The following is an 18,013-nucleotide window of genomic DNA, read 5'->3' as shown; positions in this document are numbered from 1 at the left end:
GGACCGTCGGGCCGCGGACCACCCTTGCGGCACCCGGCCGGCCGCCCGTTCGGGCGCCCTTCAGCACCCCGGCGCGGCGGCCCCTCCGCTCGAATCGGCAGATCGGGCACGGGGCCGCAGCGTCCAGGACCAGGCGGCGAGCGCGAGCAGGCTGAACGCCGCGCCGAGCAGGCAGACACCCGGCCAGCCGGCCGCCGCGTACACCGCCGTGGAGGCGATGGCACCGACCGCGCTGCCGACCGAGTAGAACGCCATGTAGCCGCCGATCAGCCGGCCTCCGGCGGCCGGGTCCAGGGCGAGCACCATGGTCTGGTTGGTGACGTGGACGGCCTGCACCGCGAGGTCCAGCAGGATCGCGCCGAGCGCCAGCGCCCAGAGCGACTGCCGGGTGAGCGCCAGCGGCAGCCAGGAGAGCGCCAGCAGGCCGAGACCGAGACCGACCGTCCACTGGCCGCGCCCCCGGTCGTACAGCCGTCCGGCCGGGGCCGCGGCCAGCGCGCCCGCCGCGCCGACCAGGCCGAACGCGCCGATCGCGGCGGGCGACATCGACAGCGGCTCCTCGCTCAGCGGCAGCGCGACGCAGCTCCACAGCGTGCTGAAGGACGCGAACACCAGCATGGTGATCAACCCCCGCCGCCGGAAGACGGGTTCGCGCAGCGGCAGCCGGACGAGCGCGCGGAGCGCCGGCCGGTAACCGGCCGCGTCCGGCCGCGGGAGGGTGCGCGGCAGGGCACGGCGCAGCGCCCCGGCGACGAGCAGCGAGAGCACGGCCGAGAACGCGTACACCGACCGCCACCCCGCGAGGCCGGCCAGCAGACCGGCGACCGTCCGGGCCAGCAGGATGCCGACGACCACACCGCTGGTCACCAGGCCCACCACCCGCCCGCGTTCGCCGTCCGGGGCGAGCACCGAGGCGAACGCCACCAGGGACTGCGTCAGCACCGCGAGCAGCCCGACGCCCGCGAGGCCGGCCAGCAGGACGGGCGCGCTGCCGGCCGTGGCCACCACGGTCAGCGCGAGCGCCAGCAGCACGGCCTGCGCGGTGACCAGGCGGCGGCGTTCCAGCAGGTCGCCGAGCGGTACCAGCAGGATCAGGCCCAGGCCGTAGCCGACCTGGGTCAGGGTCACCACGGCGCCCACCGCGGCCCGGCCGATGGCGAGTTCGTCGGCGATGGCGACCAGCAGGGGCTGGGCGAAGTACACGTTGGCCACCGCGACCCCGCAGGCGAGGGCGAACAGCAGGGTGAGGTGCCGGGGCAGCGCCCGCGGCGGACTCTGGTTGCAAGTTGCTACCTTCATGGCCGCACGGTAGCCCGCTGCGGTAGCATGTTGCAACCAGGAAGGGCGAGCGCCGGGAGGCAGCCATGGTGAAACGGACCCGCTTCGACGACAGTTCGTGCCCGGTCGCCCGCTCGGTCGACGCGATCGGCGACTGGTGGTCCCTGCTGATCGTGCGCGACGCCTTCGACGGCAGCCGGCGGTTCGGCGAGTTCCAGCGCAGCCTCGGCGTGGCCAAGAACATCCTCAGCGCCCGGCTGCGGGCCCTGGTCGACGGCGGCGTGCTCGCCGTCGTCCCCGCCTCCGACGGCAGCGCCTACCGCGAGTACGTCCTCACCCCCAAGGGCGAGGACCTCTTCCCCGTCGTCGTCGCCCTCCGGCAGTGGGGCGAGCGCCACTTCTTCGACCCCGACGAGCCCCACTCCGAACTCCTCGACCGCCGGGACGACCGCCCGCTGGGCCCGCTCGCGGTGCACGCCGCCGACGGCCGCCCGCTCGCCCCGGCGGACACCCTGGTGCGGAAGGTGCCGCCGGGGGACGGATGAGCGGCCGCCCACGCGGGCGACCGGCCGGGCGGGTCGAGGGGGTCGAGGGGGTCGAGGGGCAGGCCGGTGTGCGCGGGCTTCAGCGCGTTCGCGCCGGCCGGCGGTTCGCCGACGGCGCGCGCACCGCGCCGAGGCCGGTGTGCGCCGCGCCGGCGAGCACGGCGCCGACCAGGTACCAGGCCAGGTCCGGCGGGTTGAACGTGGAGCCGAGCACCAGCCGGGCGAGCGCACTGCGGTGGCCCAGATCGTCCGGCACACCGGTGAGTTGGAAGAACTCGACCGCCCAGCTCAGACCGGCCGCCCACGCGCCCGCGCGCACCGGCCGCAGCCGCGGCGCGGCGAGCACCACCAGGGCGTACACCAGCACCGTGTACAGCGCGTCCCCGGCGTACTTGGCGACCTCGCCGCCCGCCACCGCCCGCACCCCGAGCCCGGCCGCCACCGTCAGCACCGCGGCCGCGCCGGCGGCCGCCCGCACGCCCCGGCTCCCCCGAAGACCGTCCATCCGGCCCACCTTACAGCGCGGCCCTGTCCCGCTCGGGGCGCTGCGCCGACCGCGGGAACAGCGGGCAGGGGGCTCCTCGGCGCCGTACATCCCGGGGGCGGGGGACGCCACCACCGGCAGCGGCCGAACAGGGCGCTGCCGGTGGTGACACAAGGTCACGGGCGCTCGCGCAGACCGGCGATGACGGTACGGGCGTCCACCCGCGGCCCGCGGTTGTACGGGAGCCTGGAGAGCATCGTGCCCATGGCGCAGCTGTTGGTGAGCGCGGCGAAGACCAGGCCCGCGCCAACGACGGTACCGACCAGGTGCAGGCCGGGCACCGCCAGACCCACCAGGCCGGAGGCCGCGACGATGGTTCCGGCGACGAGCCGGACCTGGCGCTCCAGTTCCCAGCGGGCCGGGCCGCGGTTGACCGGGCCGCCGGTCGCCTCCCAGGCGGTCATTCCGCCGTCGAGCACGCGCAGGTTCGCGAGGCCGGCTTCGGCGAGGGCCTGCCCGGCCTGCGTGGCGCGGGCGCCCGAGCGGCAGATCAGGACGACGTCCTCGTCGAGGTGGTGCAGGAGTTCGGCGCGGTGCTCGCGCAGCGTGTCGAGGGGGACGTTGCAGGCGCCGGGGATGTGGACGGTGCGGAACTCGCCGGGGGTGCGGACGTCCAGCAGCCGTGGGCCGCCGCCGTCCTTGGTGAGTTCGCGCAGTGCGGCCGCGGTGAGTGCGGCGGGGGTGCGGGTGGTGGTGGTCATGGGAGAGGTCCTCCGTGGTGTCGGGCTGGGGTGTCGGTCCGGCCGCGTCGGATGCGGGCCGGGGGGGATGCGGGCCTGGGATGCCGGGTCGCGGTCAGGCCACCGCCGGGGCGGTCAGCACCTCCCAGGCGCCGTAGCCGCCCAGGATGTCGGAGACGTCGGTGAAGCCGTGGTGGCGCAGCAGGCTGGCGGCGATGGAGGAGCGGTGCCCGCCCGCGCAGTGCAGGACCACCGGGCGGTCGGTGGGGAGCTCGTCCAGACGGGCGGGCAGCTCGTTGAGCGCGATGTGCAGGGAGCCGTCGATGAAGCCGGCCGCGCGCTCGCCGCAGGTGCGCACGTCCAGGACGACCGGGGGCCGCTCACCGGCGAGCGCGGTGCGCAACTGGTCGGCGGTCAGGCGGCCGGCCGGGGCGACGTCGTCGGCCAGGGCGGCCAGGGCGGTCTCGGGGTCGCGCAGGTAGCCGGCGACCCGGTCGAAGCCGATCCGGGCGAGACGGGTGACGACCTCCGCCTCGCGGTCCTGCGGCGCGACGACCACGATCCGGTCCTCGGGCGACAGGACGGCGCCGGCCTGCTCGGCGAAGCGCCCGTCGGCGGGGACGTTGATCGCCTCGCGCAGGTGGCCGGCGCCGAACTCCTGCGGGTCGCGGGCGTCGACGACGACGGCGCCGTCCTCGCGCAGGGCGAGGAACTCCTCGACGGGCAGCGGCCGGACGGCCGCCGACGGGTCGAACAGCGGGTGGTCCTGGCGGTTGAGGGCGGCGTCGTAGCCGAAGTAGCCCGGCGCGGCGGACTGGCCGGCGGTGACGATGGCGACGAACTCGTCCTCGCCCATCGGCGCGCAGGCGTAGTTGGTGGCGCGCTGGGCGCCGATGCTGGACTGGCGCTCGGTGGAGAGGTTCTTGCCGCAGGACGAGCCGGCGCCGTGCGCGGGGAAGACCCGCACCTCGTCCGGCAGCGCCATGAGCTTGCGCTGGACACTGTCGTACAGCATCCGGCCGAGCTCCTCGGCGGTCACGCCCACGGAGGCGAGCAGGTCGGGGCGGCCGACGTCGCCGATGAACAAGGCGTCACCGGTGAGCACGCCGTAGGGGATCTCGTCGCCGGCGTGCTCGCGGACCAGGATGCTGATCGACTCGGGGGTGTGGCCCGGGGTCTCCATGACCTCCAGCGTCACCTCGCCCAGGCTGATCCGCTCGCCGTCGGCGAGCCTGCGGATCGGGTACTCGGTCTCGGCCCGCCGCCCGTAGCCGATCCAGGCACCGGTGCGGGCGGCCAGCTCCAGGTGACCGGCCAGGAAGTCCGCGTGGAAGTGGGTGTTGACGACCGCCTCGATGGTGAAGCCGTGCGCCTCGGCGTCGGCGACGTACTCCGAGACGTCGCGGCGCGGGTCGACGACGACGGCCTTGCCGGTGGACTCGTCGGCGATCAGGTAGGACGCCTGGGAGAGGCAGTCGAGGTAGTACTGGGCGAAGAACACGGGAACCTCCAGAACAAGGGCTTCATACCCGGTCGGGTATGTGGACGGTCGGTCGCGGCCGGCGGACGGGCCGGCGAACAGGCCGGTGGCCGGGCGCGGGCCCGGGCGGAGTGCGCCGGGCCGGGTGCGGCGTCGGGTCAGGTGCGGCGCGGACGGGGGCCGGCGGCGAATCCGCCGCCGGGCCGCGCCGCGGCGAAGGCCTCCAGGCCTGGTTCACGGGCCATGTCGCACCTCCGAATACCCCAGCAGGTATCTTCCCCTCGAACGTAAGGCAGCGGCCACCCGCTCGTCAAATACCCCCTAGGGCATATCCGAGGCCCTGCGCGGATGCGGCCGGGACTGCGGACGGGCCCGGAGCGGAGGCCGGGGAGGATCATACGGGTGGGGGTATACCCTGTGAAGAGCGAATACCCCCGCCGGTATCAACGCCGAGATGCCGCTCACGGCATCCACCCCCCCATCACACGATCCGGAGGACACCCATGCCGCGTTCCCCCGCACTCCCCTCCCTCCCGTCGGCAGCCACCGCGGACACCCACGGCAGGACCGTCTCAAGGGGGCCGGTCATATGACCACGCTCGTGCTCGCCCTCGTCGCCGGCGCCGTCGTCGGCCTGGCCCTCGGCGGACTGGGCGGCGGCGGCAGCATGCTCGCCGTCCCCGCGCTGATCTACCTGCTCGGCTTCACCCCCGCCCACGCCACCACCGCCAGCCTGGTGATCGTCGCGGTCACCTCGCTGACCGGCCTGCTCGCCCACGCCCGCGCCGGCCGGGTGCGCTGGCGCACCGGCGCCCTGTTCGCCGCCGCCGGGCTTCCCGCCGCTGCGGCGGGTGGCGCGCTCTCCGCGAACCTGCCCGCCGCCCTGCTCACCGCCGCCTTCGCCGCCCTGGCCGCGCTCGCGGCCTGGCGCATGCTCGCGGACGCCCGCAAGCCCGCCGAACCGGAACCGGCCGACGCCGGGCCGACACCGACCGTCGGCGCCGCGCGTCCCACCGGCGCCGTACGTCCCGCCGCGACCGGCGCGGGCCTGGGCGCGGTCACCGGGCTGCTGGGCGTCGGCGGAGGCTTCCTCGCCGTACCCGCCCTGGTCTCCGCGCTGGCGTTCACCATGGCGGAGGCCATCGGCACCAGCCTGCTGGTGATCAGTGCCAACGCCACGGCGGCACTGCTGCCCCGGCTCGGCTCGGCCGGCAGCGTCGACTGGGCGGTCATCGGGCCGTTCACCGCCACCGCCGTGCTCGGCGCCTGGGACGGCAAGCGGCTGGCCGACCGTCTCAGCGGCCGCACCCTCCAGAAGGCGTTCGCCGTCGCGCTTCTGGCCGTCGCCGCCCTGATGGTCGCCGACGCCCTGTGGCGCTGACGCCGGCCGTACCCGCGGCGCACCACTGTCGCCCCCCGAAACCTCCCGCAGGAGAGCCATGACCGCCACCGCGGCCCCCGCCCCCCACACCGGCACCGTCCGGCTCGGGCTCCGCGCCAACCTCCCGCAGTTCACCCTGCTCGTCGCGGTCAACGCACTCGTCGGCGGCATGCCCGGCCAGGAGCGCACCGTCCTGCCGCTGCTCGCGAGGGACGTCTTCCACCTGTCCGCCTGCACCGCGGCCCTCACCTGCATCGCCGCGTTCGGCGCGACGAAGGCCGTCACCAACCTGGCGGCCGGCGCCTGGGCCGACCGGTTCGGCCGCAGACCCGTGCTCATCACGGGCTGGCCCGGGGCGAGCCGGCGGCGTGCGGTCGTCCGACGGGCCCTGGGCCGACACACCGGCTTCCCCTTGACCTTCACACCGGTGTGAGCCCCGATGATGCTGCCATGACCGCCACACCGTTCAACCCGCACACGCTGCTCGAAGAGAGCCGGCTCGGCGTCCTGGCCACGATCAGGGCGGACGGACGGCCGCAGCTCTCCCCCGTCCTGCCCTTCTACGACCGGGCGGCGAACGTCATCCACGTCTCCACGACCGAGGGGAGGGCCAAGACGGCCAACCTGCGCCGGGACCCACGGGCCGCGCTGGAGGTGACCAGCCCCGACGGCAGGTCCTGGGCCACCGCCGAGGGCGTCGCGAGGCTCACCGGGCCGGGGACCGAGCCCGACGGACCGGAGGTCGAGGCGCTGGTGGACTACTACCGGGCCGCCGCCGGGGAGCACCCCGACTGGGACGAGTACCGGTCGGTGATGGTGTCCGACCGCCGGGTGCTGATCACCATCCCGGTCGACCACGTGTACGGCGCCAGAATCGGCTGACCCGACGGACGCCGCCCCCGCGCGGACACCACCGCGGGGGCAGCGGCCCGCCCCTCCCCGAACCGGCGGAACCCGGACCGGCAGGGCCCGTAGCGCCGAGTCCCGTACCGCCCGTCGGGCCGGAACCGTCACCGGGCACCCGGACGTCCCTCTCCGCGCGGGCCGTTCAAGATGGCCCGGTAGCCTGCTGCGCGGCCCGCGAGGGGCCGGGTCCGTGCAGGTCGCGGGCGGGAGAACGGAAAGGCGGGGCGGGGCGCAGTGACGCAGCTGACCGAAGTGGTGAACGGGTCCGGAACACGGGCCGACGTGGTGGGGACGGGGCGGGCGGCGGGGCGGCGGTTCACCGTGGACGGGTTCGCGCCGCAGCAGGACGGTCTGGCGCGTGAGCGCGGCAAGGCCCTGCGCAAGCGCACCCCGCGCGAGTGGCACGCCGGGTTCACGCCCTCCCCCGACCGCCCGACCGCGGTCGAGGCGATCGAGGCGTCCAACGCCGGCCGGCTCGACGACCTGGTGCCGATCCGGCTCGGCCGGATGGCGGCCACGCCGTTCGCGTTCCTGCGCGGCGCGGCCGGCCTGATGGCCGCCGACCTGGTCGGCACGCCGACCACCGGGACGGCCGCCCAGCTCTGCGGTGACGCGCACGCCGCCAACTTCGGCCTCTACGGCGATGCCCGCGGCCAACTGGTCATGGACATCAACGACTTCGACGAGACCGCGCCCGGCCCCTGGGAGTGGGACCTCAAGCGGCTCGCCGCCAGCCTGGTGCTGGCCGGCCGGGAGATCGGCGCCGATGCGGCGACCGCGCGCCAGGCCGCGTTCGACACGGCCGGCTCGTACCGGCGCACCATGCGCGCGCTCGCCAAGCTGCCCGCCCTGGACGCCTGGAACGCCGTCGCCGACGACGAGCTGGTCTCCTTCGCCCAGGCGCACGGCCTGGCCGAGGTGCTGCAGAGGGTCGGCGCGAAGGCGCTCGGCAACACCAGCGCGAGGTTCGCCGCCAAGTCCACCGTCCGCGACACGGAGGGTGGCCGGCGTTTCACCGCCGCTCCCCCGGTGCTCAGCGAGGTCACCGACGCGACGGCCGCCGCGGTGGCCGTCGCCCTCGGCCCGTACGTGCGGACGGTGCCCGCCGAACTGCACCCGCTGCTCTCCCGCTACCGCGTGCAGGACGTGGCGTTCCGGGTGGTGGGCACCGGCAGCGTCGGCACCCGCTCGTACGTCGTGCTGCTGACCGACCACCGCGATCAGCCGCTGGTGCTCCAGGTGAAGGAGGCCCGCCCGTCGGCGCTGCTGCCGCACCTGGCCCGCGCGGGCTACCCGGTGACGGCGCCGGACAGCCACGAGGGCCGGCGGGTGGTGCTCGGCCAGAAGCGCATGCAGGTGGTCAGTGACACCCTGCTCGGCTGGACCACCGCCGACGGACTGCCCTACCAGGTACGGCAGTTCCGCAACCGCAAGGGCAGCGTGGACCCGGCGGCGCTGCTGCCCGACCAGCTGGACGACTACGCCCGGATCACCGGTGCGCTGCTGGCCCGGGCCCACGCGCACACCGCGAACCCCGGCCTGATCGGCGGCTACTGCGGCAAGAACGAGGCGCTGGACGACGCGGTGGCCACGTTCGCGGTGGCCTACGCGGACCGCACGGAGGCGGACCACGCCGACCTGGTGGCAGCGATCCGGGCCGGCCGCCTCCCGGCCGAGCACGGCGTCTGACGGTCCGTCACATCCGTTCACCGCGGGCCCGGCCGGCGGGGTCGAGGAACGGCGCGACCGCCGCGACGAACTCCGCCGGCCGGGTGCGGTGCACCAGGTGCCCGGCCTCGACGGTGACCGGAATCCACCAATGACGGCGCGACCGGCTGTTCGCGGGCCGCGCGAACCCCCGTGTCAGCGCTCCGCCCGGACCGGCGAGGGGCCGGGCGCGGCCGCCGGCGCCGCGGCCTCGCCCGTGCGCCCCGCGCGGCTCGCGCACACCGAGGCCAGCACGGCCAGCCCCGCCACGGCCGCGCAGACCGCGCTCGCGTACAGATAGGCCGACCGGTGGCCGCCCCCGCCCGCGGTGGCGCGCAGATAGACCCCGGAGAGCGCGGAGACGCAGACCGCCGCCGCGATCCGCTGCGTCATCTGCAGGATCGCCCCGCTCACCCCGGCCGCCTCGGCGGGCGCGTGGCGCAGCACATACGCCTGATTGGTCGCGCCCATCAGACCGACGGCCGTGCCGCCGAACAGTTGCAGCACCGCGAGCAGCCAGGGCAGCAGCGCGGCGGGCGCCCAGTGCGCGACCAGCCCGCTCCCGAGCATCACCAGGGCGGAGCCGGTCATCCCCACGGTGACGGTCCGTCGGCCGAAGCGCCGGACGACCCGCCAGGCGAGCGCGGAGGCGAAGCCCATCGCCACCGCCGAGGGCAGCGAGACCAGGGCCGCGCCCATCGGCGAGAGGCCGAGGCCGTCCTGCAGGAACATGGTCAGCACCAGCCCGGCGGCGATGGAGGAGCCGAACTGGGCCATCGCCACCGCCGTGCCGAGCGCGTACGGCGCCGAGCGGAGCAGCGCCGGGTGGATCAGCGGGTGGCCGCCGGCCCGGGCGTAGCGGCGCTGCCACCAGGCCAGCGCGCCGAGCAGCAGGCAGGCGCCGGCGGCGAAGGCGAGCCAGCCGGCCCAGCCGGGCGGCTGGACGAAGGGCAGCATCAGCGTCAGGGTCAGCGCGGCGACCAGCAGCAGGCCGACCAGGTCGAGGTCGGCGTTCCGGCTGCTGGGGCGCGGGCGGGGCAGGTAGCGGGCCGCCAGGGCGACGGTGGCCAGCCCGAACGGTACGTTGAGCAGGAAGGTCAGCCGCCAGCCGAACCCGGGGCCGACCGCCGCCAGCACCGCGCCGCCGATGGGCGGGCCGAGCGCGAAGGCCAGGCCGCCGGTGACGGCGTACATGCCGAGCGCGCGGGCCCGCAACTGGCCGCTGAACACGTCCTGGAGGGTGCCGATCATCTGGGAGTTGACCAGCCCGGCCCCGGCGCCCTGGAGCAGCCGGGCGGCCACCAGGACCGTGGGGTCGGTGGCGGTCGCGGAGAGCAGGCTGACGGCGCTGAACAGGGCGAGGCCGGTGACGAAGAACCACTTGCGGCCCTTGACGTCGCCGAGCCGGCCGCCGGGCACCAGGGCGAGGCCGAAGGCCAGGGAGTACCCGGCGACGATCCACTGCAGGTGCGCGGGCTGGGCGTGCAGGCTCTCGCGCAGGGCGGGAATCGAGGTGTTGAGGACGGACTGGTCGAGCAGGGTGGTGAAGCCGCCCGCGACGCAGACCAGCAGGACGCGGCGGCCGGCGGCGTCGAAGCGCTCGGCGGATATCGGTCCGGTGGCGGCCGGCCCGGCGGGGCTCACGGTTCGACCACCACCAGCGCGTACCGGACGCCCTCGGGCCCGGGGTTGTGGAAGCGGGTGGCGCCACCGACGAAGCGCAGGCAGTCCCCGGCCGCGAGCAGCTGCGGCTCGCCGTCCACCGTGAGCTCCAGCCGGCCCTCCAGCACCCAGAGATGGTGCTCCAGGCAGGGGACGGACGGCCGGTCGTAGCCGAGGTCGGCGCCCGCGGGCAGCCTGCCCTCGATCATCTCGGCGCGCAGCGAGCCGTGCGGCGGGGAGACCGAGCGGCGGACGAAGCCGGTCTCCTCGTCCCGCCAGATCCGCTGGTCCCCGGCCCGGACCAGCCGGGCCGGGGCCGACTCGACCTCGGCCAGCAGCCGGGACATGGTGCGCCCGTAGACGGCGCAGAGCCGCCCCAGCAGAGCGGCCGTCGGGCTCACCTCGGCCCGCTCGACCCGGGAGAGCGTGGACCGGCTGACATCCGCCCGCCGGGCCAACTCCTCCAGGGTCCAGCCACGTTGGACCCGAAGCTCGGCGAGACGGGCGGCCAGCCGTTCATCGGCGGCGGTGTCGATTCCCATATTCGCGATGTTATCCCGAATCCGGGATCACCAGGGGCGCGGCGACCGGCCCGTCCGCCGCGGGCCCGCCCGGTGGCCCCGCGGCCCGCACCAGGCCGGGCGGCCGGGCAGCCAGGTCACCGGACCGCCGGAACTCCCGCGCGTGCCGCCGCGGGCGGGTCCGGTCATGCTGGAAGAGGGAGCCGCCGTCATCCGGCCGTGCGGGCAACCCGCCCACGCGGCCGTCGGGACGGAAGAGCCGAACCGGAAGAACGGAAGAGGGGCAGGGTCGGCATGAGAGTCGTCGTCGATCTCAACCGCTGCCAGGCGTTCGCCCAGTGCGTCTTCCTGGCACCCGAGGTTTTCGAACTGCACGGCGAGGAGTCCCTGATGTACCGGCCCCGCTTCGACGAGGCGCACCGCGACGACGTGCTGCGCGCGGCCGCCGCCTGCCCGGTCCAGGCCATTCTCGTCGACCGCCTGGACGATTCCCGGGACACCCGGACGAGGCACGGCGATGGCTGCTGACAGCGCCGTGCGGGCGTTCCGCAGAGACGGCCGCATCGTCATCGTCGGCGCCTCGCTCGCCGGGCTGCGCGCCGCCGAGCACCTGCGCGAGGAGGGGTTCGGCGGATCGCTCACCCTGGTCGGGGACGAGCCGTACGAACCCTACGACCGGCCACCGCTGTCCAAGCAGGTCCTCCTGGGCCAGGTGCTGCCGCAGGACACCGACCTGCCCCGGCGGCGGGCCGTGGACGCGCGGTGGAGACTCGGCACCGCCGCCACCGGACTCGACCGCGAGAACAGACGGGTCCTGCTGGCGGACGGCGACGCGGTGGAGTACGACCGCCTGCTCATCACCACCGGCGTGCGGTCGCGGCCCTGGCCGCAGGAGAGCGAGGCGTCGCTGGACGGCGTCTGCGTCCTGCGCACCAGGGACGACACCACCCGGCTGACCAGACGGCTCGCCGGGCGGCCCCGCAGGATCCTGGTCATCGGTGCCGGCTTCACCGGTTCGGAGATCGCCTCCGCCTGCCGGGAGCGGGGCCTGGAGGTCACCGTCGCCGAGCGCGGTCCGGCCCCGCTGGTCGGGGCGCTCGGCGGGGTCGTCGGCACCGCGGCGGCGGACCTCCAGCGCGACCACGGTGTCGACCTGCGCTGCGGGATCACGGTGACCGCCCTGGAGGGCGACCCGGCCGGACGGCTGCGCCGCGCCCACCTGTCCGACGGCAGCCAGCTGGACGCGGACGTGGCGGTGGTGGCGCTCGGCGCGGTCCGCAACACCGGGTGGCTGGAGGGGACCGGGCTGGCGGCGGGCCCACGCGGGATCGCCTGCGACGCCGGCTGCCGGGCCTTCGACATCCACGGCATCGTCACCGACGACATCTTCGCCGCGGGCGACGTGGCCCGCACCCCCCACCCGCTGTTCGGCTACCAGTTCCTGTCACTGGAGCACTGGGGCAACGCCGTGGCACAGGCCGAGATCGCGGCGCACAACATGATCAGCCCCGGGACGGAGCGCCGCCCGCACCTGTGGACGCCCGCGTTCTGGTCCTCGCAGTTCGGCGTCACCGTCAAGTCGGTCGGAGTGCCCTCGATGGCCGACGAACTGGTCGTCACCCAGGGCTCGCTCGCCGAGCGCCGCTTCGTGGCCGCCTACGGCCACCAGGGCCGCATCATCGCCGCCGTCGGCTTCGACCAGGCGAAATGGATGGGTTTCTACCAGCGGCTGATCGAGCACGCGGCCCCCTTCCCGCCCTCCTTCCACGCCGTCGACCGACCGGGCGGGGGACAGCAGCCGGTACCGGCCCGGTTCCCCGACCCGGCACTGCCCAGCCACGGCCCCACCGTCACCCTCACCGGTCACTCGCCCAGCGAGCGGCGGGTCGTCTTCACACCCGCCCCGGCCTGACCGGCGGGCCGAGCCCCAAGGAACCCGCCCATGCCCTCCACCAGCCCGGTCCGGCAGATCCTCGACCAGAGCAACCGCGCCGACCCCTACCCCCTCTACGCCGAGCTCCGCCGCACCCCGGTGCTGCGCGACGAGAGCGGCGTCCACCTGGTGACCACCTACTGGGAGATCCGCGGGCTGCTCGAGGATCCGCGCATCAGCTCCGACGTGCGCAGCCGCGCCCCCGGAACGTCCAGCCCCCTGCGCGGCGCGGCCGAGGACGAGACCCTTCCGCCGGCCTTCATCGGGCTCGACCCTCCCGAGCACGACCGGCTGCGCCGGCTGGCCATGCGGCCCTTCGGCCCCCCGCACAGCCCCCGCCGCATCCACGACATGCGCGGCGAGCTGACCCGGACCGTCTCCGGCCTCATCGACGCCCTGGACGGCCGGCAGGAGTTCGACGTGGTCGACGACTTCGCCTACCCCTTCCCCGTCACGGTGATCTGCCGGCTGCTGGGCGTGCCCAAGGCGGACGAACCGCACTTCCGCGTCCTGGTCGACGCGGCACTCGCCGGCCTCAGACCGACCGAGGACCCGGCCGAGCAGCTCCGCACGGCCCAACGGGGCCGCCACGAACTCGGCCAGTACCTCTGGGGGCTGACCGAGGAGCACCGCCACCACCCCGGCGACGACATGCTCTCCGCCTGGGCCACCGACTCCGGACCGCACGGCAGCCTCTCGCCGATCGAACTGGTCAGCACCGCCGTCCTGTTGCTGATCGCCGGCCACGAGACCACCGTCAACCTGGTCACCAACGGCATGCTCACCCTGCTGCGCCACCCCGAGGAGCTGCGGCGGCTGCGGGACGCCCCCGAGACGGCGCCCGCCCTCGTGGAGGAACTGCTGCGCTACGAACCGCCCGTGCACATCCTGCCCCAGCGCAGCCCCCTGGAGGACATCGAGATCGCCGGCACCGTCCTCCCCAAGGGCGAGCCGGTCTGGCTGCTGCTCGCCTCGGGCAACCGGGACCCCAAGCGCTTCCCCGACCCCGACCGCTTCGACCCGACCCGCGAGGACACCCAGCACCTCGGCTTCGGGTACGGGATCCACCACTGCTTCGGAGCGCCGCTCGCCCGCCTGGAGGCGCACATCGCCCTGACCGAACTCGCCCGGCGGCTGCGCGATCCCCGGCTGGTGGCCGACCCGCCGCCGTACCGGCCCAGCCCGGTCCTGCGCGGTCCCCGCCATCTGGCCGTGGCCTTCGACGGCCTTGAGGCGCCGTAGCGCTTCCTGTCAGGTGGTCCGTCCGGGCCGCGCGCCGTTTGGTCGGCGCGGTGACTCGCGGTCAGTGCAGCGGCTTGGCCATCACGCACTCCCTGGTCACGCCGTCGGGCAGCAAATCGCCGGGCTCTTCCGTGACGGCGAACCCGTGGCGCAGGTAGAGGGCGAGGGCGGGGTCGTTGCCCGGGATCACGGCGAGCCTCAGCACCGTGCCGCCCGACCGCAGGGCCCAGGCCTCGATCGCCGTGAGCAGCCGGTCTCCGACGCCGCGGCCGCGCGCCCCGGGAGCGACCCAGACCGACCTCAGCTCCTTCCCGGTGCCGTCCCCGGGGACGCCGCGGGCCATTCCGACGGCCCGGCCGTCCAGCAGGGCGACGACGTGGTGGGCGCCGGGCGCCCGGAAGCCGGACCGCCAGCGCTCTTCGCCGCCGTCCTGCCAGTCCGCGAGCCGGGACTTGAACGCGTGCGGCGCCTCGGCGAGCGCGGCGAGGCGGACCTCCCGCCACAACGGCCAGTCGTCTGTCGTGAGAACGCGCAGAGTCAGCATGCGGGCGAGTCTGTCGCACCGCCCACGGGGCGGTCCACGGCATTTGCCCTGGCCGCGGCAGGGGCGGCAGCGGCTGCGCGTGGCCACGGGCGGAGGGGGGTGGACAAAGAGGGTGAACAAAGACCGCGTGGACGGCAGACTGGCCCCCATGGCTGCATCGGATCCCAAGGAAGACCTGCGCGTCTATCTTCAGGACGCCCGCGACGTCCTGCTGTGGAAGCTTGACGGTCTGTCCGAGTACGACGTTCGCCGCCCCATGACACCGACCGGCACCAATCTGCTGGGGCTGGTCAAGCACATGACCGGCGCGGAGGCGATGTACCTCGGCGAGGGCTTCGGGCGGCCGTTCGACGGGCCGCCGCTCTGGATCACCGGTGACGCCGAGCCGAACTCGGACCTGTGGGCGAGGCCCGACGAGACCCGTGAGCAGATCGTCGGACTGTACCGCCGGGTATGGGCCCACGCGGACGCGACGATCGAGTCGCTGCCCCTGGACGCGGTCGGCCGGGTGCCCTGGGGGCGGCGGAGTGAGGTGACGCTCCACCGCGCGCTGGTCCACCTGATCGCCGAGACCGACCGGCACGCCGGGCACGCCGACATCGTGCGGGAACTCGTCGACGGGGCCGTGGGGCAGCGGAGCGACAGCGGCAACATGGCACCCGGGGACGCCGTGTGGTGGGAGGACCACCGGAACCGCGTGGAGCGGGCGGCCAAGGAGGCCGACCACGGCGCGTAGTCGGGAGAGCGGGAGGCCGGGGGCGGTTCGCGGGCGGGTACGGCCCATCAGAGCTACCAGCCGCTGATCATATGATGTCCGCAGCCAGAGGCCGGTTCGGCCCGGCCCGGCGAGGGGGATCATGTTCGGCATCATCAGACCGTGCAGACACCGGCTTTCGGAGCGGCTGCAGACGTCCTGGATGGCGCATCTGTGCGGGCTCTGCCTCGCGCTGCGCGACGACCACGGCCAGTTGGCCCGGACCGCCACCAACTACGACGGCCTGATCATCTCGGTGCTGGTCGAGGCGCAGAGCGCGAAGGACGACGCCTCCTGGCGCCGCACCGCGGGGCCCTGCCCGCTGCGCGGGATGCGGACCGCGTCGGTCGCCAGGGGCGAGGGCGCCCGGCTGGCCGCCGCCGTCTCGCTGGCGCTCGCCTCGGTGAAGATCCGCGACCACGTCGAGGACCGGGACGGCGTGTTCGCCCGCCGTCCGGTCGCCGCCGGGGCCCGGGCGGTGACCAGGCGCTGGGACCGCAAGAGCGCGGGCAGCGCCTCGGCGGTCGGCTTCGACACCGCCGTGCTGCTCGACGCCGCCTCCCGCCAGGGCGGGCTGGAGCGGGAGCTGGCACCGGGCGGCTCCGCCCTGCTGGTCACCGAGCCCACCGAGAGCGCCACCTCGGCGGCGTTCGCGCACACCGCCGTACTGGCCGGCCGGCCCGGCAACGCCGCCCCGCTGGCCGAGGCCGGCCGGCTGTTCGGCCGGCTCGCCCATCTGCTGGACGCCGCCGAGGACCAGGCCGCCGACGCCGCGAGCGGCGCCTGGAACCCGCTCACCGCCACCGGCACCGACCGCGCCGAGGCCGAACGCCTCTGCCGCGACGCCGTCCACGGCATCCGGCTCGCCCTGCGCGAGGTGGAGCTGACCGACCGGGCGCTGGTGCACGTCCTGCTCGCGCACGAGACCGAGCGCGCGGTCGAGCGGGTCTTCGGCCCGGCCGCGCACGCCGTCTCCTGCCGCACCCGGACGGCCGCCGGCACCGACGGCACCACCGACACCGGCACCGCCGGCAACCCGTACCAGGCGCCGCCCCGGCAGGACCCGGACCAGGCACCGCCCGGCGAGCCGGGCGCACCGGTCCCCCCGTGGGTGCCGCAGGGACCGGGCTTCAGCCCGCCGGGCGCCCCGCCCCCGCACCCGCGCAACCTGCTGGCCGGCTGCGCGGTCTGGGCGCTGATGGCCTGCACCTGCCGGCTGATGTGCTGCGACCACGACGACCCGTTCTCGCGCGAGCGCAGGGAGGGCTGGTGCTCCCGGCACGACTGCGGCGACGGCTGCGACTGCTGCGGCAACGGGTGCGACTGCTGCGACGGGTGCTGCGGGGACGGCGGCTGCTGTGACGGGTGCGGCTGCGACGGCGGTTGCGACTGCGGCAGCTGCTGAACCGGCGCAGGCCGGGCCCGGACGCCCGGCAAGGGCCCCTGGGTGGAGGCGGGCTCATCCGGGCGGCGGGCCCGCCCGGCGTGGCGGCTCCGACCTGCGGCCGAGCGGGTTACGCCGCCCACAGGACGCGCCGACGGCGGTCGCGGACCTAACGTGGCGTCATGTCGACAACCCCCCGGTGGCGGACGGCCGCGCTGCTCGCCGTGCCCATCGCCGTCCTGCTCTCGCTGGCCGGCCCGCAGGCCGCGCCGGCCGCCTCCCCGACCGCCTCCCCGACCGCCGAACCGCCGTCCACCGCATCCTCGTTCGGCTCACCCGCCGACGCGGCGGCCGGCGCACCGCAGGTGCCCGCGCCCACCACCCGCCGGCCGGTCGGCGCCACCTCGGTCCACCTGGTGGACACCGGCCGGCACGACCCCTGGCGGCCGGACGCGGCCACCCGCGAACTGATGGCCACCCTCTGGTACCCGGCACAGTCCGCGCGCGGCGAGCAACTGCCCTACATCTCCCCCGAGGTGTCCACGGCCCTGTACGGCACCCCGGACCTCAGCACCGTGGGCACGGGGGTGAAGGCCCGTACGGTGCCGGCGCCCGGACGGCACCCGCTGGTCGTGCTCTCCCCCGGCTACGGCTACAGCCGGACCTCCCTCACCGCCCTCGCCGAGGACCTCGCGGCCCGGGGCTACGCGGTGGCCGCGCTGGACCACACCTACGAGACCGTCGTGCAGTTCCCCGACGGACGGGTGGAGTCCTGCCTGATCTGCGACCGGGTGGACGAGCAGCGGGCGGCCGAGGTCACCCTCAGCCGGGCGAAGGACATCGGCTTCCTGATCGACCGGCTGACCGCGCCCGGGCCCGGGCTCGTCCGCGGGCTGCAGATCGACCGCTCCCGGATCGGCGCGGCCGGTCACTCCATCGGTGGCGCGAGCGCGATCGAGGCGATGCGCGAGGACGGGCGGATCCGCGCCGCCGCCAACCTGGACGGCGACGTCTTCGTCCCGCTCCCGGCCGACGGCCTCTCCCGCCCGGTGCTGCTGCTCGGCGCCCAGCGGCACGCCGGCGCGTCCCCGACGGCGAACTGGGACGAGACCTGGCAGCACCTGACCGGCTGGAAGCGCTGGCTGGACCTGCCGGAGGGCGGCCACCTGTCGTTCTGCGACGTGCACTGGCTGGTGGACTCCCTCGGCGTCCGCGACCAGGTACCGCCCGAGACCGCACAGGGGCAGTACGGCACCATCAAGGGCGACCGTGCGCTCGCCGCCACCCGGGCGTACCTCGGCGCGTTCTTCGACCGGCATCTGCTCAACCGTCCGGCCCGGCTGCTGGACGCGCCCTCGGCGGCGTATCCGGAGGTCCTGTTCGCCAAGTAGGCCGTGTCCTCGACGAGTTCGGGCCGAACCTCTGGACGCGCCGTGACCTGAGCATGTAAAA

At 75.3% G+C, this 18,013-nt stretch carries 18 protein-coding genes; 11 read left to right on the top strand and 7 right to left on the bottom strand.

Features of this window, described 5'->3' with window-relative positions:
- Window positions 1-60: 60 nt before the first annotated feature.
- On the bottom strand, window positions 61-1,299 hold the full coding sequence (locus ACIO5D_RS01200; protein WP_400793536.1) for an MFS transporter: 1,239 nt from the start codon (window positions 1,297-1,299) through the stop codon (window positions 61-63).
- Window positions 1,300-1,364: 65 nt separating this feature from the next.
- Between ACIO5D_RS01200 and ACIO5D_RS01195 the strand changes: the two genes are divergently transcribed.
- Window positions 1,365-1,823 carry a helix-turn-helix domain-containing protein gene (locus tag ACIO5D_RS01195; RefSeq protein WP_363606183.1) on the top strand — a complete coding sequence of 153 codons (459 nt, stop codon included), beginning with the start codon at window positions 1,365-1,367 and terminating at the stop codon, window positions 1,821-1,823.
- A gap of 79 nt (window positions 1,824-1,902) precedes the next feature.
- On the opposite strand, the gene ACIO5D_RS01190 is transcribed toward ACIO5D_RS01195, so the two are convergent.
- The 3 genes from ACIO5D_RS01190 to ACIO5D_RS01180 all read right to left on the bottom strand — a co-directional run bounded on the left by ACIO5D_RS01190 (window position 1,903) and on the right by ACIO5D_RS01180 (window position 4,548).
- Entirely contained in the window at window positions 1,903-2,328 is a 426-nt protein-coding gene (locus ACIO5D_RS01190) for a DUF2809 domain-containing protein (protein ID WP_363606185.1), read from the bottom strand.
- A 155-nt stretch (window positions 2,329-2,483) separates the two neighbouring features.
- Window positions 2,484-3,068: a rhodanese-like domain-containing protein gene (locus tag ACIO5D_RS01185; RefSeq protein WP_400793534.1), complete on the bottom strand. Its 585-nt coding sequence runs from the start codon at window positions 3,066-3,068 to the stop codon at window positions 2,484-2,486.
- Window positions 3,069-3,162: 94 nt separating this feature from the next.
- The gene (locus ACIO5D_RS01180; RefSeq protein ID WP_400793532.1) at window positions 3,163-4,548 is read right to left on the bottom strand and encodes a rhodanese-like domain-containing protein; all 1,386 of its coding nucleotides are present in this window, start codon (window positions 4,546-4,548) and stop codon (window positions 3,163-3,165) included.
- A gap of 568 nt (window positions 4,549-5,116) precedes the next feature.
- Here ACIO5D_RS01180 and ACIO5D_RS01175 point away from each other — a divergent pair.
- The 4 genes from ACIO5D_RS01175 (at window position 5,117) to ACIO5D_RS01160 (ending at window position 8,503) form a co-directional block, all read left to right on the top strand.
- Window positions 5,117-5,908, top strand: coding sequence for a sulfite exporter TauE/SafE family protein (locus ACIO5D_RS01175; protein WP_363606189.1), 792 nt, complete (start codon window positions 5,117-5,119; stop codon window positions 5,906-5,908).
- A gap of 58 nt (window positions 5,909-5,966) precedes the next feature.
- A complete protein-coding gene (locus ACIO5D_RS01170) occupies window positions 5,967-6,341 on the top strand; it encodes a hypothetical protein (RefSeq protein WP_400793530.1) in 375 nt (124 codons plus the stop codon).
- 17 nt (window positions 6,342-6,358) lie between these two features.
- Window positions 6,359-6,790: a PPOX class F420-dependent oxidoreductase gene (locus tag ACIO5D_RS01165; protein ID WP_363606192.1), complete on the top strand. Its 432-nt coding sequence runs from the start codon at window positions 6,359-6,361 to the stop codon at window positions 6,788-6,790.
- A 267-nt stretch (window positions 6,791-7,057) separates the two neighbouring features.
- Window positions 7,058-8,503 carry a DUF2252 domain-containing protein gene (locus ACIO5D_RS01160; RefSeq protein ID WP_400793736.1) on the top strand — a complete coding sequence of 482 codons (1,446 nt, stop codon included), beginning with the start codon at window positions 7,058-7,060 and terminating at the stop codon, window positions 8,501-8,503.
- A gap of 174 nt (window positions 8,504-8,677) precedes the next feature.
- Here ACIO5D_RS01160 and ACIO5D_RS01155 read toward each other — a convergent pair whose 3' ends face one another.
- Entirely contained in the window at window positions 8,678-10,165 is a 1,488-nt protein-coding gene (locus ACIO5D_RS01155; protein WP_363606195.1) for an MFS transporter, read from the bottom strand.
- On the bottom strand, window positions 10,162-10,725 hold the full coding sequence (locus ACIO5D_RS01150; protein WP_363606196.1) for an XRE family transcriptional regulator: 564 nt from the start codon (window positions 10,723-10,725) through the stop codon (window positions 10,162-10,164). The genes ACIO5D_RS01155 and ACIO5D_RS01150 overlap by 4 nt, the downstream gene beginning before the upstream one ends.
- Before the next feature lie 273 nt (window positions 10,726-10,998).
- Here ACIO5D_RS01150 and ACIO5D_RS01145 point away from each other — a divergent pair, with 273 nt between their 5' ends.
- Genes ACIO5D_RS01145 through ACIO5D_RS01135 form a run of 3 tightly spaced genes read left to right on the top strand, consistent with a single transcriptional unit; the run spans window position 10,999 to window position 13,879 of the window.
- Complete coding sequence (locus ACIO5D_RS01145) at window positions 10,999-11,232, top strand: ferredoxin (RefSeq protein ID WP_363606198.1); 234 nt, start codon at window positions 10,999-11,001, stop codon at window positions 11,230-11,232.
- Window positions 11,222-12,616 carry an NAD(P)/FAD-dependent oxidoreductase gene (locus ACIO5D_RS01140; RefSeq protein ID WP_400651711.1) on the top strand — a complete coding sequence of 465 codons (1,395 nt, stop codon included), beginning with the start codon at window positions 11,222-11,224 and terminating at the stop codon, window positions 12,614-12,616. The genes ACIO5D_RS01145 and ACIO5D_RS01140 overlap by 11 nt, the downstream gene beginning before the upstream one ends.
- A gap of 30 nt (window positions 12,617-12,646) precedes the next feature.
- Window positions 12,647-13,879, top strand: coding sequence for a cytochrome P450 (locus ACIO5D_RS01135; protein ID WP_400793528.1), 1,233 nt, complete (start codon window positions 12,647-12,649; stop codon window positions 13,877-13,879).
- A 61-nt stretch (window positions 13,880-13,940) separates the two neighbouring features.
- Here the strand turns inward: ACIO5D_RS01135 and ACIO5D_RS01130 are convergent, their stop codons facing one another.
- Entirely contained in the window at window positions 13,941-14,423 is a 483-nt protein-coding gene (locus ACIO5D_RS01130) for a GNAT family N-acetyltransferase (protein ID WP_400758231.1), read from the bottom strand.
- A gap of 148 nt (window positions 14,424-14,571) precedes the next feature.
- Between ACIO5D_RS01130 and ACIO5D_RS01125 the strand changes: the two genes are divergently transcribed.
- The 3 genes from ACIO5D_RS01125 to ACIO5D_RS01115 all read left to right on the top strand — a co-directional run bounded on the left by ACIO5D_RS01125 (window position 14,572) and on the right by ACIO5D_RS01115 (window position 17,952).
- A complete protein-coding gene (locus ACIO5D_RS01125; RefSeq protein ID WP_363606202.1) occupies window positions 14,572-15,159 on the top strand; it encodes a DinB family protein in 588 nt (195 codons plus the stop codon).
- Between the two features lie 121 nt (window positions 15,160-15,280).
- Window positions 15,281-16,582 (top strand): DUF5685 family protein, encoded by a 1,302-nt coding sequence (locus ACIO5D_RS01120; protein WP_400793527.1) that lies wholly within the window; start codon window positions 15,281-15,283, stop codon window positions 16,580-16,582.
- A gap of 161 nt (window positions 16,583-16,743) precedes the next feature.
- A complete protein-coding gene (locus ACIO5D_RS01115) occupies window positions 16,744-17,952 on the top strand; it encodes an alpha/beta hydrolase family protein (protein ID WP_400793526.1) in 1,209 nt (402 codons plus the stop codon).
- Window positions 17,953-18,013: the final 61 nt, after the last annotated feature.

The sequence above is a fragment of the Kitasatospora sp. NPDC087315 genome, from assembly GCF_044744345.1.
In the GTDB taxonomy this organism is placed as follows: Bacteria; Actinomycetota; Actinomycetes; order Streptomycetales; family Streptomycetaceae; genus Kitasatospora.
Note: the sequence above shows the minus strand (reverse complement) of the source record. Positions and strands in the feature narration are given on the sequence as shown.